This window comes from Actinoallomurus bryophytorum, from assembly GCF_006716425.1.
Taxonomy (GTDB): domain Bacteria; phylum Actinomycetota; class Actinomycetes; order Streptosporangiales; family Streptosporangiaceae; genus Actinoallomurus; species Actinoallomurus bryophytorum.
On the sequence record NZ_VFOZ01000001.1, the window covers coordinates 1,442,174 to 1,457,875 of the forward strand.

At 70.6% G+C, this 15,702-nt stretch carries 15 protein-coding genes; 8 read left to right on the forward strand and 7 right to left on the reverse strand.

The window, feature by feature from the left end; translation table 11 throughout:
• Positions 1 to 19: 19 nt before the first annotated feature.
• Together FB559_RS06800 and pssD are read right to left on the reverse strand one after the other, a co-directional pair.
• Positions 20 to 523, reverse strand: a complete 504-nt coding sequence (locus FB559_RS06800; RefSeq protein ID WP_185792070.1) for a glycosyltransferase — start codon at positions 521 to 523, stop codon at positions 20 to 22.
• Positions 520 to 984, reverse strand: a complete 465-nt coding sequence (gene pssD, locus FB559_RS06805) for a PssD/Cps14F family polysaccharide biosynthesis glycosyltransferase (protein WP_141954442.1) — start codon at positions 982 to 984, stop codon at positions 520 to 522. Before pssD ends, FB559_RS06800 begins: the two co-directional genes overlap by 4 nt.
• A 113-nt stretch (positions 985 to 1,097) precedes the next feature.
• Here pssD and FB559_RS06810 point away from each other — a divergent pair, with 113 nt between their 5' ends.
• The 6 genes from FB559_RS06810 to FB559_RS06835 all read left to right on the forward strand — a co-directional run bounded on the left by FB559_RS06810 (position 1,098) and on the right by FB559_RS06835 (position 8,990).
• A complete protein-coding gene (locus FB559_RS06810; protein WP_185792071.1) occupies positions 1,098 to 2,843 on the forward strand; it encodes a polysaccharide biosynthesis tyrosine autokinase in 1,746 nt (581 codons plus the stop codon).
• The gene (locus tag FB559_RS06815) at positions 2,840 to 4,348 is read left to right on the forward strand and encodes an oligosaccharide flippase family protein (protein ID WP_141954445.1); all 1,509 of its coding nucleotides are present in this window, start codon (positions 2,840 to 2,842) and stop codon (positions 4,346 to 4,348) included. Before FB559_RS06810 ends, FB559_RS06815 begins: the two co-directional genes overlap by 4 nt.
• Entirely contained in the window at positions 4,341 to 5,651 is a 1,311-nt protein-coding gene (locus FB559_RS06820) for a methyltransferase domain-containing protein (protein ID WP_141954446.1), read from the forward strand. The genes FB559_RS06815 and FB559_RS06820 overlap by 8 nt, the downstream gene beginning before the upstream one ends.
• The gene (locus tag FB559_RS06825) at positions 5,648 to 6,754 is read left to right on the forward strand and encodes a glycoside hydrolase family 26 protein (protein WP_141954447.1); all 1,107 of its coding nucleotides are present in this window, start codon (positions 5,648 to 5,650) and stop codon (positions 6,752 to 6,754) included. Before FB559_RS06820 ends, FB559_RS06825 begins: the two co-directional genes overlap by 4 nt.
• Positions 6,755 to 6,838: 84 nt before the next feature.
• Complete coding sequence (locus FB559_RS06830; protein ID WP_141954448.1) at positions 6,839 to 7,642, forward strand: hypothetical protein; 804 nt, start codon at positions 6,839 to 6,841, stop codon at positions 7,640 to 7,642.
• A 220-nt stretch (positions 7,643 to 7,862) separates the two neighbouring features.
• A complete protein-coding gene (locus FB559_RS06835) occupies positions 7,863 to 8,990 on the forward strand; it encodes an epoxide hydrolase family protein (RefSeq protein WP_141954449.1) in 1,128 nt (375 codons plus the stop codon).
• A 51-nt stretch (positions 8,991 to 9,041) separates the two neighbouring features.
• Here FB559_RS06835 and FB559_RS06840 read toward each other — a convergent pair whose 3' ends face one another.
• Positions 9,042 to 9,599 (reverse strand): TetR/AcrR family transcriptional regulator, encoded by a 558-nt coding sequence (locus FB559_RS06840; protein WP_141954450.1) that lies wholly within the window; start codon positions 9,597 to 9,599, stop codon positions 9,042 to 9,044.
• 107 nt (positions 9,600 to 9,706) lie between these two features.
• Here FB559_RS06840 and FB559_RS06845 point away from each other — a divergent pair, with 107 nt between their 5' ends.
• Positions 9,707 to 10,147, forward strand: a complete 441-nt coding sequence (locus FB559_RS06845) for a nuclear transport factor 2 family protein (RefSeq protein ID WP_141954451.1) — start codon at positions 9,707 to 9,709, stop codon at positions 10,145 to 10,147.
• Between the two features lie 100 nt (positions 10,148 to 10,247).
• Positions 10,248 to 10,712, forward strand: coding sequence for a PPOX class F420-dependent oxidoreductase (locus FB559_RS06850; RefSeq protein WP_141954452.1), 465 nt, complete (start codon positions 10,248 to 10,250; stop codon positions 10,710 to 10,712).
• Between the two features lie 97 nt (positions 10,713 to 10,809).
• On the opposite strand, the gene cysN is transcribed toward FB559_RS06850, so the two are convergent.
• From cysN to FB559_RS06870, 4 genes are all read right to left on the reverse strand, one after another.
• A complete protein-coding gene (gene cysN / locus FB559_RS06855) occupies positions 10,810 to 12,078 on the reverse strand; it encodes a sulfate adenylyltransferase subunit CysN (RefSeq protein ID WP_141954453.1) in 1,269 nt (422 codons plus the stop codon).
• A 181-nt stretch (positions 12,079 to 12,259) separates the two neighbouring features.
• Positions 12,260 to 13,189, reverse strand: coding sequence for a sulfate adenylyltransferase subunit CysD (gene cysD, locus FB559_RS06860; RefSeq protein WP_141954454.1), 930 nt, complete (start codon positions 13,187 to 13,189; stop codon positions 12,260 to 12,262).
• Positions 13,190 to 13,213: 24 nt separating this feature from the next.
• Positions 13,214 to 13,966 carry a 3'(2'),5'-bisphosphate nucleotidase CysQ gene (locus FB559_RS06865; protein WP_141954456.1) on the reverse strand — a complete coding sequence of 251 codons (753 nt, stop codon included), beginning with the start codon at positions 13,964 to 13,966 and terminating at the stop codon, positions 13,214 to 13,216.
• A gap of 15 nt (positions 13,967 to 13,981) precedes the next feature.
• Positions 13,982 to 15,460 (reverse strand): sugar transferase, encoded by a 1,479-nt coding sequence (locus FB559_RS06870; RefSeq protein WP_141954458.1) that lies wholly within the window; start codon positions 15,458 to 15,460, stop codon positions 13,982 to 13,984.
• Positions 15,461 to 15,702 lie beyond the last annotated feature (242 nt).

Here is a 15,702-nt window from a genome sequence, read left to right on the forward strand (position 1 = left end):
CCGACGCCTTGGTGCGCGTTCAGCCTCGGCGGGCGAGCAGGTCCGCGACGAGGTCGCCGAACCTCGCGACCGACTCCGCGACGTCGCCGCCGTACGCGGGCACCGCGAAGTCGTCGGGTGCCTCCAGCGCGCGGCCCGCGAGCGATCGGAAGGCGTCCGAGTCGGCGGCCACGGAGATCAGGCCCTTGGCCTCCATGCGCGCGCAGAAACGCTGCTGGTGGTCGTCCACGTGCTCGCCCAGGGCCGGGGAGCGCGGCACGACGATCGGGCGGCGGCCGTGCCGCCGGCTCTCGGTGATGGTGGTCGGGCCGCCGTGGCAGATGACGACGGCGGCCTCGTCGAGCAGGGAGTTGAGCGCGCCGTGGTCGAGGTAGGCGACGCCCTCGGCGCGCCGGGGCGGTGCTGAGGTGCCGTGCTGCACGACGCACTTGACGCCCTCGGGCAGCCACGCGTCGACCCACTGGACGAGCCGGTCGAAGGGGTGGTGGTCGGTACCGACGGAGACGAAGACCAGCGAACTCAAAGCAGGCTCCCGATGACCTGCGCGCGGGGGTAGAACCGGGTCTGTTCCTCCCACTGCACGCAGAACAGGTCGGTGATGGGACGGCAGAGCCTACCGGTGAGCGTCGGAGAGTCCAGCCGGTCGTAGACCTCGATATAGACCGTCGGCACGCGCATCACCTTGGCCACGAGGAAGAACGGGAACGCGACGGCGGCGCCGGTCGACACCACGACGTCCGGCCGTTCGCGGCGCATGACACGGACGGCCAGGGAGAAGTTGCGCACGAGGTTCAGCAGGTTGCGCGTCGTAGGGTGGTACGCCCATACGGCCTGCTCGCCGTCGAGCTGGGAGCGTGCGTCCTCGGTACCGAACGTCACCCAGGTACGATCACGCTCCCGCCACCACAGACGCAGCGCGAGCAACTGGGCGAGGTGTCCGCCGCTGGAGGCGACGAGCAGGACGTGCTCCCGGTCTTCGGACATGACGATCAATGTAAACGGAACCCCAAGAGCTGACGACCGATTTGGGAACTGAGGATAGTGTCGTTGCGGGCGCATGACCCTGGGCAGGGATGTACTTCGAGGGAGACCAGCGCATGGCGGCTGATCAGGACGCGCAAGGCCGATTGACGGGGGTGGCGAGACGTCACCTCAAACTCGTGTGCTCGCTGGCCGCCGTGGCCACGGTGGCCGGGGTCGCGGGCGGCCTGCTGTTGCCGGCCAGCGCCAAGGCGACCGCGACCGTCCTCATCAGCCCGCTCGACGGCAACCCCTACTCCACCAACGGCCGGGGTGACGACCTGACCAACCTCCAGTCGGAGGCGGCGCTGGTCCAGGCGGACGCGGTCGAGCAGGTGGTGCGGCAGAAGTTCCGCGCCGCCGACCGCTCGAAGGTCGCGGTGACCGTTCCGCCCAACACCCAGGTCCTCCTGATCACCTACACGGGGTCCAGCGCCACCTCGGCCCGTGACGGCGCGCAGGCGTTCGCGAACGGCTACCTCACCTACCGCCAGCAGCGGGCGCAGAGCGTACTGAACGACCGCTCCGCCAAGCTCCGCGAGCAGGAGAAGAAGGTCCAGCAGGAGCTCAGCACGACCACCAAGCGGCTGGCCACGTCGTCCGTCACTCAGAAGAGCTTCCTCCGTCAGCGGATCACCGCGTACAACAACCAGCTCGGCGTGATCGACGAGCAGAACAACGACATCGCCGCCACGCCGGTCAACGCCGGCACGGTGATCACCCCGGCGCAGCCGCCCACCGGCTCGCTCACCACCCGTGCCGCGGTGTTCGGCGGCGTCGGGCTCGCCGTCGGCCTGTTCGCCGGTCTCCTCATCGCGCTCGCCCTCGAACGCTCCGACCGGCGCCTGCGCGACGCACGCACCGTCCAGCGCCTCGGCGTCCCGGTGCTCAGCACGGTCTCCTCCTCCGGCGGCCTGGTCCTGGTGACCGCGCCGAAGAGCCGCGCCGGCGAGGCGTACCGCCGGCTGCGCGCCGCCGTCGTCGCGTCGGTACAGGAACGTCCGGTCACGCTGCTCGTGACCAGCGCGACCCCGGCCGCCTCGGCGACGCTGACCAGCTCCAACCTGGCGGTCGCGCTCGCGCACGCCGGCTCCGCCACGATCATGGTGGACGCGAGCTTCTCGGAGACCAGCCCCTCCGCGCTGTTCGGGCTGGGCCAGTCCAAGGGCCTGTCCGACGTGCTGATGCGCGGCACCGACCCGACGCAGCTGCTCGTGAACGCCGACTCCCAGCTGCGGCTGCTGCCGCGTGGTCCGGGTGCCGGCGCCGCCGCCGAGCGCTTCAGCGGGCCGCGCATGCGCGAGACCGTACGCCTCCTGCGCGACAAGGCCGAGTACATCCTCATCAACGCCCCGAGCGTGCACGACGCCAACGCGCAGGCCCTCTGCACGCTGGCCGACGCCGTCCTGATCGTCGTCACCCTCGGCCAGACGACGCGCGCGGACATCGAGCAGGCCTACACCGAGGCCGAGCGCGCGGGCGCGATCGTGATCGGCACCGTCGTGGAAGAGCCCCGCTCGCGCCGTGCGGGCTCCAGGGACGGCTCGGCCCGGCCCCCGGCGTCCCGCCGCGGCGACCACGCGTCGGGCGCGAGCGGCCCGCAGCGTGAGCCCGACTACTCCCCCGGCACCGCGGTGGCGCCCCGCCGGTCGCGCCCCGTTCCGCCGGGTGCGCCGACGCCGCCCGCCTCGGGCAACACCAGCACGACCGCCACGTCGCCGGACTGGTCGAGGTTCTCCGGCGAGGACGGGGCACAGCAGCAACAGCCCGAGAACACCTCCGACTCCACCGAGACCGCGGTACACAAAGCGATCGAGGCATGACCTCTGAGCCGCATCTGTCCCGTCTGGCCCGGGGCGGCGCTCTCAACCTGGCCGGTGCGGCCTCGGCCGGTCTCATGGGCTTCGCCCTGGTGTTCGCGGTCGCGCACGCCTATCCGCAGAAGGTCGCCGGTGCCTTCTTCGCGGCCACCTCGCTCTTCGTCATCCTGAACGCCGTCGCCGGGCTCGGCAGCGACGCGGGCCTGCTGCGCTGGCTGCCGCGCCATCTCGCCCTCGGCGACCACGGCGCCGCGCGGCGTACGGTGCCGGTGGCCCTCGTCCCGGTGATCGGGGTGGCATGCGCGGGGGCGCTCGCGCTGGTCCTCGCGGCGCCCGCGCTGGCAGGCGTCATCGGCGGCGGCCAGGTCGCGCCGATGCTGCGGGTGCTGGCCGTCTTCCTCCCGGTCGCCGCCGCCCACGACGCCATCCTCGCGGCGACGCGCGGGCACTCCACCATGCGGCCCACCGTGGCCATCGAGAAGATCTTCCGCCAGGTGGCACAGGTCGCCGGAGTCCTGGCCGTGTCCCTCTTCACCACCGACCCGGTCGCGCTGGCGCTCGCGTGGGCGCTCCCGTACGCCGTCGGGCTCGTCGCCGCGGTCGCCTGGTACCTGCGCATCGCGCGACGGCTCGACGACGGCCCGGCCGACACCCGCGTGCTCGCCGGCGAGTTCTGGCGCTACACCGCGCCCCGGTCGGTCGCGCAGATCTGCCAGACCGCCCTGCAGCGCGCCGACATCGTGCTCATCGCCGCCCTGGCCTCACCGCGCGAGGCCGCCATCTACACCGCGGCCACCCGGTTCATGGTGATCGGGCAGCTCGGCACGCAGGCCGTACAGCAGGCCATGCAGCCCGCGGTCAGCCGGCTGCTCGCGCTGGGCGACAAGGAGGGCACCGCACGGGTCTTCGCCGGCTGTACGACGTGGACGGTCGCGCTCACCTGGCCGGTGCACCTGTCGGTCGCCGTCGCGGCACCCATCTACCTGTCCGCGTTCGGGCCCGGCTACGGCGCCGGGCAGTACGCCACGGTCATCCTCGGCCTGGCCATGCTGCTGGCCACCGGCACAGGTCCGGTCGACGTGATGCTGCTGATGGGCGGCCGCAGCGGGCTGAGCCTGGCCAACAACGCCGCCGCGCTCGTGGTGGACCTGGCGCTGAACGCCGTGCTCATCCCCTGGCTGGGCATCACGGGTGCCGCCATCGCCTGGGCGGCCGCGCTGGCCACCCGCAACATCCTTCCGCTCCTGCAGGTCCGCCAGATCTTCGGCATGACCCCGGCGGGAGCCGGGCTCGGCCTGGCGGCGGCCTCGGCGCTGGCCTGTTTCGGCGTGCTTCCGCTGGCGACCAGGCTGGCGTTCGGCACGACCGCCACGCTGGCGGGCCTGATCCTCGGCGCCGGCTGCTATGCCGGGCTAATGTGGGCCGGTCGCGCCCGCCTCGCACTTACCGCGTTCGCCGCGCTGCTGCCCGGACGCAGAGCCACCGGAGGAATAGTCAACAATGCTTGATGAGGTACGCCGCCGCCTGCACCCGCGGAGGTTGCGAAACAGCGGCAAGCGCGCCAAGCAGGCGCTGCGCAAGGCCGGTCTGGCCCCCAAGGGCCCGGTGTACGGCCGGCTGGCCGACGTGGGCCGCGCGGTGCCGATTCCTCCACGGGCCCGCGTGGTGCTGTCCACGGCCCTGCTCCGCCGGCCGGGACGGATCTCGGTGCCCATCGACCGGATGCTCCTCGGCGCGCAGGGCGGCTGGACCGCGCGCGAGTTCGCCGAGCGGACCGATGACCTGCTGTGGCCCTCGACCCGTGTCATCGACGGCCCGCACGTCGACCTGCTGCGCCTCGCCGGCTCCACCGACGAGGAGATCCTCGCGAGCCCGTACGGCCGGATGGCGCGCCGCTGCGTCGACGCGGGCGGCCACTACTTCGGCGCCAGGACCAACAGCGAGATCGTCGCCGTGGCCCGCCGGTTCCTGTCCGGTGACCGCGACGACGAGCGGCGGCCGGCGCAGAGCGGGCGTTCCGACCCGATCCTCGTCGCGCCTATCCGTGGCAGCGACCACTACCAGGTGCTCGACGGCCACCACCGGCTCGCCCGCGCCTTCGCGCGCGGCGAGACCACCGCGCGCGTCGTCACCAAGTGGATGCCGGTCACCACGCCGCTGCAGGACCTGCTGCTGCGGATGAGCTGGCTGGATGGCACCAAGGAGCTGTACCAGCCGATCGACGGGCCGGAGCTGGCGAAGAGCTGGACGACCGTGCGCCGTTGCACCGACCGGCTCGAGAAGATGACCAAGCTCCTCGCCGAGCGCGGCGTCACCGGCTCCTACCTGGACGTGGCCAGTTGCTACGGCTGGTTCGTCGCGGAGATGGGCCATGCGGGCTTCGACGCGCAGGGCCTGGAACGCGACCCGCTCGCGGTACCCCTGGGCCGGGCGGCGTACGGCCTGCGCGAGGGCCAGATCGGCACCGGTGACGCCGTCGAGCTGCTCGCCTACAGCGACCAGACCTACGACGTCGTGTCCTGCTTCAGCCTGCTGCACCACTTCGTGCTCGGCCGGGGCTCGGTCGGCCCCGAGGCGCTCGTGAAGCTGCTGGACCGCGCGACCGGCAAGGTGTTGTTCATCGACACCGGTCAGGAGAACGAAGCCTGGTTCCGCACGTCCCTCGCGGGCTGGAACGCCGGGACGATCGCGAGCTTCCTGCGGCAGCACACGACGTTCACCGAGATCACCGATCTCGGCCCGGACGATGACGCCCACCCGCCGTACGCCGACAACTACGGACGCCATCTGTTCGCCTGCATTCGCACATGAGAGCCGTCGGCGCGGTCCTGCTGCTCGCGAGCAGCATCGTCACGGGCGCGCCGGCCTCAGCTCCGCCCGCTCACCGGATCATTCTCGGCGCGACGGGACAGACCCGGCAGGAGATCCAGGAGCGTGAGCACGAGACCGGACACGCGCTCCAAGGCGTACGCGTCTTCAAGCGGTGGGACGAACCGGTCTTCGACGGCAGCCAGCAGTGGGCGAAGAGGACCGGCCACACCGTGTTCGTGTCCATCAAGTCGCGGCGCCTGAACGGCGACAAGATCCCGTGGCGGAACATCGCCTCCGCGCGGCCGGGCAGCCCGCTGTGGGCCGACATGCAGCGGCAGGCGGCTCAGATCAAGCAGTTCGGCGCGGTGGTCTACGTGGTGTTCAACCACGAGCCCGACGCCCAGACCTCGAGGCCGATGGGAAGTCCGGCCGACTTCATCGCCGCGTGGCGTCACCTCATCGACACCTACCGCGCCGCGGGCGTGCGCAACGCCCGCTACGTGTGGACGATGACGGGCTGGTCGTTCACGGCCAAGGCCGGCGGCGGGCGTACACGCGCCGATTCGTACTACCCGGGCGACGCCTACGTCGACGACATCGCCGCCGACAGCTACAACTGGAACACCTGTCACTCCGCGTCCGGCACCTGGCAGAACCCCGCCCAGCTGTTCGATCCGGAGCGCAGGTTCGGCCTGCGGCATCCCACCAAGGGCCTGATGCTGCTCGAGTGGGGCACGGTCGAGGACTCCGCCCACCCGGGGCGCAAGGCGCAGTGGCTGCGCGACGCGGCCCGGGTGCTCGCGAGCCCCGCCTACGGGCAGTTCCGCGCGGCGCTGTACTGGGACGACCAGCACACCGGCAAGAAGATCAGCTCGGCCTGCGACTTCGACTACCGGACCTCGGCCGGCGCGCTGGGGGCCTGGCGCTCGATGGCGACGGTGCCGGCCTTCGCCACCAGGATCTCGCGTCAGCCCGGTGAACCCGCGCCACGGGGCCGGCGCTCGCGCCTGCCGCTCCTGGCCGGAGGCGCTCCCGTCGCGCTGATCCTGGCCGGGCTGATCGCCGTCGGGCTCCACCGGAAACGGAAAGCCGTCCAGCGGTGACCGGCACGTACATACCTCCCGCGAGGCCGTCGCGCAGTCGATAGGCTCGCCTATTCAAGAGACTTGACGAGGAGCTGACCCCCCATGGACATCCGCGTTCGCCGCGCCCTGTTGCCGGCCCTTCTGGCGGCCGCGCTGCTGCTGGTCCTCGGCTGGCACGCCGTACCGGCCCGCGCAGCGAGCGTCGACCCCGAGCTCGTCGCGGAGTCCGTCTCCGAGGACGGCTACTACGTCGACTCGAGCGCGTCGTACCTCAAGTCCGACGCCGACCTCGACAAGCTGCGTGAGGCCATCGAGGACGCGGGCCGCGCGGGCGTCGTCGTCCTGCCGGCCGGCACCGCGACGGCACCGGTCATCAGCAGGCTGCTGCACGAGCCGAACCGCAAGGCCACCTACGTCGTCCTGAGCGGCAGCCGGATGCAGGCCGTCTCCAACAACATCTCCGGCTCCCGCGTCAACGGGCTGGTCACCCAGGCGATGAGGGCGGGCACCCCCGAGGCGGAGGTGCTGTCCTTCCTCAACCTGCTGAGCCCCAAGCACGCGGCCTCGACCGGGCCGACGCACAAGGCCAGTGGCGTGCCCAGCGTGGAGGCGTCGGCCGGGGGCGACGAGACGGCAGGCGCGAGCGCCGCCCCGGTGGCCTCGGCGAAGAAGGACTCAGGCGGCAACGGCCTGCTCTACGCCATCGTCGGCGTGGTGATCGTGCTCGTGCTGGCCGGCGGCGGCTTCTTCCTGTGGCGCCGGCGGCAGGACACCTCTGACGGCCCCGGCTCTGATGGCCCCGGCTCTGGCGGGCCCGGCTTCGGCGGCCCTGGATCCGGTGGCCCTGGCTCCAGCGGCACCGCCTTTGGTGGCGGCCCCGGGCCGGACGCTCCATCGGCGTTCTGACCGCTCCGGGCCGCAGGTACGCCTCGTACCCGCGGCCCGGCTCGGTCCGCGACAATTCGGTCGCGTGACCCGGTGATGGCGTGCCAGGATGCTCGACGTCAGCACCCGTTGTGAGAGGAGGTGGCCCCGATGATCGCCGAACGTGACATCCGGGCGTATCTCCTCGCGGCCCGCACGCGCTGACCGCCGCCGGGGGACTCGCCCTCCTACCGGAGGACTCATGTCTGTCTCAGACTTTCGCATCGACGTTCCCGATGACGTACTGGCCGATCTGCGCGAACGCATCGCACGTACGCGCTTCACCCCGGCCTCCGCCGCCGAGCCGTGGGAGGCGGGCACCGACCCCGGCTACCTGCGGTCCCTGCTGGCCTACTGGGCCGACGGGTTCGACTGGCGCAAGACCGAGAACGCGCTCAACCTGCTGCCGCACCGCACGGCCGACGTGGCCGGGCAGCGCATCCACTTCCTGCACATCCGGGCGGCCCGTGGTGCGGGGCGCGGTCCCCTGCCGCTCATCCTCACCCATGGCTGGCCGAGCAGCTTCGTGGAGATGCTGCCGCTCATCCCCCTGCTGACCGGCCAGGCGCGATCCGGCGCCGCGTTCGACCTGGTCATCCCGTCGCTTCCCGGCTTCTTGTTCTCCGAGCTGCCGCCGGACGGGCCGATGACCCGGGAGGCCATCGCGCGGACCTGGCACACGCTGATGACCGAGGTGCTGGGCTATCCCCGGTACGGCGCCTTCGGCGGTGACATCGGCGCCGCGGTGTCGGGCTGGCTGGGCGCCCTGCATCCCGAGAGCGTGGCCGGGGTCCACGTCATCCATCCGAGCGCGCCGACCGACCTGGAGGACCTCTCCACGGCCGAACGCGCTTTCATGGACGCCGTCGACGCCTTCGACGAGAAGGACCGCGGGTACAGCGAGATCATGGCCACCCGCCCGGACACGATCGCGGCGGCCCTGATGGACTCCCCCGTCGGGCTGGCGGCCTGGATCGTGGACAAGTACCGCGCGTGGAGCGACTGCGGCGGTGACCTGGAGAGCCGCTTCGACCGCGACCAGCTGCTCACCGTGATCACGTTGTACTGGGCGACCGGCACGATCGGCTCGTCGTTCCGTCAGTACTACGACTGGGAACAAAACCCTCCGCGCCCGCCCATCACCGTCCCGGCCGGGGTAACGCTGAGCGCCGAACCGCTCATGCGCGACCTGCCCAGGTCGTTCGCGGAACGCACCTTTCCCGATCTCCGCCAGTGGCGCGGCCCCACCGTGGGCGGCCACTTCATGGCGACGGAGGAGCCCAAGCTCCTCGCCACGGACCTGCGGACCTTCTTCGGCTCGCTGAGCTGACGGCGGGGCCGGCCGGGGCCCTGCCGGGCCGCGGCCGGCCTGGCCCGGCGTTCAGTGCGTGCGCAGTCCGTCGCACAGTACGGCGAGGGCGCGCCCGGGGTCCGCCTGCGCGTTCGTACGGGAGCGCAGGGCGAAGAACAGGCCCGACAGCAGGGCCATCAGATCCGCGATCTCGATGTCCGCGCGGACCTCACCGGATTCCTGGGCACCACGGAACAGCCGGCCGATCTCGCCGCGCAGCTCGGCGGCGGTCGCCGCCACCGTCGTCCTCACGTCGACGCCCGCGCCGGCCAGGGCGTCGACGAGGTCCCGTTTCGCCGCGGCGTCGAGGACCAGCCGCTCGATGAACCCGAACAGAGCGGTCCCGGTGCCGGGGAGGGCGCGCGCGTCGTCCACGAGCCCGCGCAGCCGTTCGTGGACGACGGCCTCGAACAGCTCCTCCTTGGTCGGGAAGTGACGGTAGAGCGTGCCCGGCCCGACTCCGGCCCGGCGCGCGATCTCGTCGAGGGGCACGGAGAGCCCGTCCTCGGCGAACGCGGTCTTGGCGGTCTCGAGGAGCCGTTCCCGGTTGCGGCGTGCGTCGGCCCGGAGCGTCCTGCCCTCTTCCACGCTTCTCCTCTGCTGTCTCGCAAACGGGGCGCAGTCTCCGGTACGGTATTAACCGGGGCGCGCTCTCCGATTGTATCCGCGCCCGGCCTCACGGAAGGAGCATCGCCATGCCCGCGATCAGCCCACGTCAGACCGTCGACCGGTTCCTGCGCGCCGCCGCGAGCGGGCGTCCGGAGGACATGGCCGACTGCTACGGCTCTGACGTCGTCATCGAGATGCCGTTCTCCGCCGCCGCCCTCTATCCGGCACGGATCGAGACGACCCGCGAGGAGCTGCGGGCGCGTTTCAAGGCCGGGTCCGCGGTCCGCACGTACCAGCGACTGGCCAACGTCGTGATCCACGAGACCACCGACCCGGAGGTGATCATCACGGAGTACGACCTGCACGGCCGGCTCGTGGAGACGGGTGAGCCGTTCGTCCTGTCGTTCCTCATGGTCATCACGGTCCGGGACGGCCAGATCGTCCACAGCCGCGACTACACCGACCCCATCCAGGGCGCGAAGGCCCTCGGCAGGCTCCCTGAGCTCCTCGCCACTCTCCAGCCCTAGGGTCTGCGGCGGGGCCGTCTCCGCGACATGACAAGATCGAAGCTGACCCATCGACCCGGCTCTTCGGACAACGGGGCCCCGGACCGGAAGGCGAATGCGAATGTCTCCGAAGATCGCGACCGCCGACAAGGTCGACCGCGACGCGCTGCTCGACTTCCTCCGCCCGCGCCACCACGGCCTGCTGTCGACCACCCGATCCAACGGGCGCCCGCAGCTGTCCCCGGTCAGCTGCGGCGTGGACGGCGAGGGCCGGATCCTGGTGGCCACCTATCCCGAGCGCGCCAAGACCCGCAACGCCCGCCGCGACGAGCGCGTCTCGATCTGCGTGGTCTCCGACGCCTGGGACGGCCCGTACGTCCAGGTCGACGGCCACGCCGAGGTGCTCGACATGCCGGAGGCCGAGGACGACTTCGTCGAGTACTACCGCTGCATCGCCGGCGAGCACCCCGACTGGGACGAATACCGCCAGGCCATGCACCGGCAGAACAAGTCGCTGATCCGCATCACCATCGATACCTGGGGCCCGATCGCCACCGGCGGCTTCCCTCCGGGCCACACCCCGTAACGCCACGCCGCAGGGGCGCCGTCGAGATCGGCACCCAGGCGAAGCCACAGCCCGGCTTTGCCGACAGTATTTCCCCTGGGCCCGGCGCCGAGGACGGTCAGCGGTTGTCCATGATCATGCCGGCCGCGACGGTGGCGTTCGTCGACTCGTCGATGAGGATGAAGCCGCCGGTGTAGCGGTTGCGGCCGTAGTCATCGGCGAACAGCGGCTGGGTGACCCGCAGGTTGACCCGGCCGATCTCGTTGAGCTCCAGCCGCTCGGCGTCCTCGTGACGGTGCAGAGTGTTGACGTCGAGCCGGTAGTGCAGGTCACGGACCATCGTGCGGGCGGTACGCGTGGTGTGCTTGATCACCAGCTTGGTCCGCGGGGTGAGGGCACGTTCGTCGGACATCCAGCAGATCATCGCTTCGATGTCCTGGGTGACCTGTGGCCGGTTGTTCGGGCGGCAGATCATGTCGCCGCGGGAGATGTCGATGTCGTCCTCGAGGAGGAGCGTCACCGACATCGGCGGATACGCCTCGTCGATCGGCCCGTCGGCGGTGTCGATCCGCTTGATCCGGGTGGTCAGCCCGGACGGCAGGTGCATGACCTCGTCGCCCGGCTTGAGCACGCCGCCCGCGACCTGCCCCGCGTAGCCGCGGTAGTCGTGGAGCTCGGGGTCGGTCGACGCCTGGGGGCGGATGACGTACTGCACCGGGAACCGCACGTCGATGAGGTTGCGGTCCGAGGCGATGTGGAGGTTTTCCAGGTGGTGGAGCAGCGACGGCCCGTCGTACCAGGGCATGTTCGCCGACCGGTCCACGACGTTGTCGCCGTGCAACGCCGAGAGCGGGATGAAGGTGAGGTCACCGACCGCCAGTTTGGCGGCGAAGGAGGTGAACTCGTCCTTGATCGCCTCGAACCTCTCCTGGTCGTAGTCGACCAGGTCCATCTTGTTCACCGCGAGCACGAGGTGCGGCACCCGCAGCAGCGTGGTCAGGAACGCGTGCCGCCGCGACTGCTCCAGCAGCCCCTTGCGCGCGTCGATCAGGATGATCGCCAGGTCGGCCGTTGACGCCCCGGTCACCATGTTGCGGGTGTACTGGATGTGCCCGGGGGTGTCGGCGATGATGAACTTGCGCTTGGGCGTGGCGAAGTAGCGGTACGCGACGTCGATCGTGATGCCCTGCTCGCGCTCGGCGCGCAGGCCGTCGGTCAGCAGGGCCAGGTTGGTGTACTCCTCGCCGCGGTCGCGACTGGTGCGCTCGACGGCCTCCATCTGGTCCTCGAAGATCGACTTGGAGTCGTACAGCAACCGCCCGATCAGCGTCGACTTCCCGTCGTCCACCGATCCCGCGGTGGCAAGCCTCAGGATGTCCATGCTCACTGGTCCCTCACCGCTCCTCACTCACTCCGCGTCCGGCTTGCTCCGCGGCGCCGAACACTCCGCTCGCTCGTCGGGGTCGGTCCCCGCTCACTGGTCCCTCACCGCTCCTCACTCACTCCGCGTCCGGCTTGCTCCGCGGCGCCGAACACTCCGCTCGCTCGTCGGAGTCGGTCCCCGCTCACTAGAAGTACCCCTCGCGCTTGCGGTCTTCCATGGCGGCCTCGCTCGTACGGTCGTCGGCGCGGGTCTGGCCGCGCTCGGTGATCCGGGTGGCGGCGATCTCGCCGATCACCTCGTCGAGGCCGGTGGCGCTCGACTCGACGGCGCCGGTGCAGCTCATGTCGCCGACCGTGCGGTAACGGACCATGGTCTCGAAGGCCGGCTCGTCGTCGCCCCGGTTGGAGTACGGACTGTCGGCGAGCAGCATGCCGTCGCGCTCGAAGACCACGCGGCTGTGGGCGAAGTAGATGGAGGGGATCTCCAGCTTTTCCCGCTTGAGGTAGGCCCAGATGTCCAGCTCGGTCCAGTTGGACAGCGGGAACACCCGGATGTGCTCACCCTGGCGGATCCGGGTGTTGAAGAGGTTCCACAGCTCGGGACGCTGGCTCTTGGGGTCCCACTGGCCGAAGTCGTCCCGGAAGGAGAAGACCCGCTCCTTGGCGCGCGCCTTCTCCTCGTCACGCCGCGCGCCGCCGAACGCGGCGTCGTAGCGGTGTTCTTCGATGGCGTCGAGCAGGGTCGTGGTCTGCAGGCGGTTGCGGCTGGCCCGCCGCCCGGTCTCCTCGACCACCCGGCCCTTGTCGATGGACTCCTGGACCGAGGCGATGACCAGGCGGATGCCGAGCTCGGCGACCCGCCGGTCGCGGTACTCGATGACCTCGGGGAAGTTGTGGCCGGTGTCGACGTGCATCACCGGGAAGGGGATCCGCGCAGGCCAGAAGGCCTTTTCCGCCAGGCGCAGCATCACGATGCTGTCCTTGCCGCCGGAGAAGAGCAGGACCGGCCGTTCGAACTCGGCCGCGACCTCTCTGATGATGTGGATCGACTCTGCTTCGAGGACGTCGAGCTGGGACGTCCGGTAGTCACGCGCGTCCGCTGTGCTGCGCTGCATCGAGAAACGCTCCCGGGTCGGTTCTTACAGGACCGCCCGGATGCCGGCGAGCAGCGACGGCGCCAGTTCCGGGTGGCACACCAGGATATCGGGCAGTTTGGTGTCCTCTTGGTTGTAGGCCAGTGGCGACCCGTCGATCCGAGAGGCATGGGCACCGACCGCGTGGGCCACGGCGACCGGTGCGGCGGAGTCCCATTCGTACTGGCCGCCTGCGTGGACGTACGCGTCGACCTCGCCGAGCAGCACCGCGGCCACCTTGGCGCCGGCCGATCCGATCGGCACGAACTCCACGTCGGCGTCGAGATGCTCGGCGAGCCGGTCGATGAACTCCGGCGGCCGGGTCCGGCTCATCGTCACACGGATATGCGCGGTGTCGACGTCCGGCAGGGCGACGGGCTCGGCGGTGGAGAGCGTACGGCCCTGGGCGGGCAGTGCCACCGCGCCCGCGGTCAGGGCGGACCGCTCCCAGAGGGCGACGTGGACGGCCCAGTCTCCCCGCCCCTCTTCGGCGTACTCCCGCGTGCCGTCGAGCGGGTCGACGATCCACACGCGCTCGGCGTCGAGGCGGGACAGCTCGTCCCTGCCCTCCTCGCTGAGGACGGAGTCATCGGGGCGCAGTCGTTTGAACGCGTCCATCAGATAGAGGTGGGACTCGCGGTCACCCGCGTCCCGCAGAGCCTTCGTGTCGGCGAAACCGCGGTCGGCGCGCAGCCGCAGCAGAAGCGCACCCGCCTCGGTGGCCAGATCCCGGGCGAGGGCATGGTCGTCTTGCGTCACGGACTTCTCTCTACGTCAGTAGGCGCCGGAGCCGCGGGAGACCGCGGACCAGGTCTTCCACAGGATCTGAAGATCCAGAGTCAGAGACCAATTTTCCACATAACGCAGATCGAGGCGGACGGATTCCTCCCAGGAGAGGTCGGCCCGGCCGCTGACCTGCCACAGACCGGTCATGCCCGGCCGTACGACGAGGCGGCGGCGTACGTCGTCGCCGTACTTGGCGACCTCGTCGGGCAGCGGCGGGCGCGGCCCGACCAGCGACATGTCGCCGCGCAGCACGTTGATCAGCTGCGGCAGCTCGTCGAGGGAGTAGCGGCGTAGCCAGGCACCCGCGCGAGTGACGCGCGGATCATTCCTGATCTTGAACAGGACGCCGTCGTGGTCGTTGTACTGCACCAGCGCGGCCTTACGTCGCTCGGCGTCGGCGATCATCGTACGGAACTTGAGCACGGTGAACTCGCGGCCGTCGCGGCCGACGCGAACCTGCCGGAACAGCGCCGGGCCGTTGCTGCCCATGCGGATCGCGATCGCGATGGACGCCAGCAGGGGCGACAGGAAGATCAGGGCGGCGCTCGCGACGGTGCGGTCGAAGATCGTCTTGGCGAGCCGGCGTCCGCCGGACAGCTCCGGGTGCTCGACGTGCAGAAGCGGCAGGCCCGCGACCGGCCGGATCGAGATGCGGGGGCCGGCGACCTCCATCAGCGCCGGCGCGACCACGAGGTCCACATTGTCCTTCTCCAGCTGCCACGCGAGGCGCCGGAGTGCGACGCCGTCGAGCTCTGGGCAGGCCAGCACGGCGACCGTGCCGGCACCGGTCTCCTCGACGACGTCACCGACGCCGTCGAAGTCGCCGACGACCGGTACGCCCTCGATCTCGCGCACCGCGTCCTCGCCTCTGGCGAGCATCATCGGCAGGCAGGCCGCGACGATCTGCATGCCGTGATAGTGCTCGCGGCGCAGCTGGCGGATCAGGTCGGCCACGGCGGCGCGGTGCCCGACGGCCACGACGCGCCGCATGTAGTCGCCGTTCTTTCTCCGCCGATGCAGCCGCTGGCGCAGCGCGTAGCGGCCGTACAGACCGAAGGCGGTCGTGAGAGGCAGGGCGCCGACGACGTAACCACGCGCGACCTCGGTCTTCGTGGCGTACGCGAGGATCGCGACCAGCGCCGTCAGTGCGAAGCCGGCCTGCAGGACGCGGCGGAACTCTTCGGGCCCCACGCCGAACAGCCGTCGTTCGTACCCGCGCCCCAGCCCGAGTGCACCGGTCCACAGAAAGGGCAGCCCGAGGCTGAGCACGATGTACGGGGTGCTCCAGGGGTTGCTGATCGAGGGATAGCGGAAGCGGATGCCGAACGCCATGAGACCGCCGAGCAGCGCGGCCACGAAGTCGAGGGTGAACGCCTGCCGGGCATAGCGGGATGTCCAGGCCTCGACCTGTTCTCTGCTGCCTGCGGCGGTCCGAACCCTCGGGCGCGCCTCATCGACGAGCGCCATCTCACCCCTTGCCGAGACGTCACATTTGTCCATCTAAGACCATGACGCCCATTAGCCATCTGAGGTTCACGTGTCCGTACTACGTGTGACACACATCCTAGAGTTCACTTCGCTCATACGGGGACGCATCAGCATCATCGGTCCCATTGGCGCAGGTCAAACCCATCAGGGCCCATATGTCCCCATCGGCGCCTATAACCCGGTTGCGCGTGTTACCTGACGCTCCGTGACGCCTGGTGTAC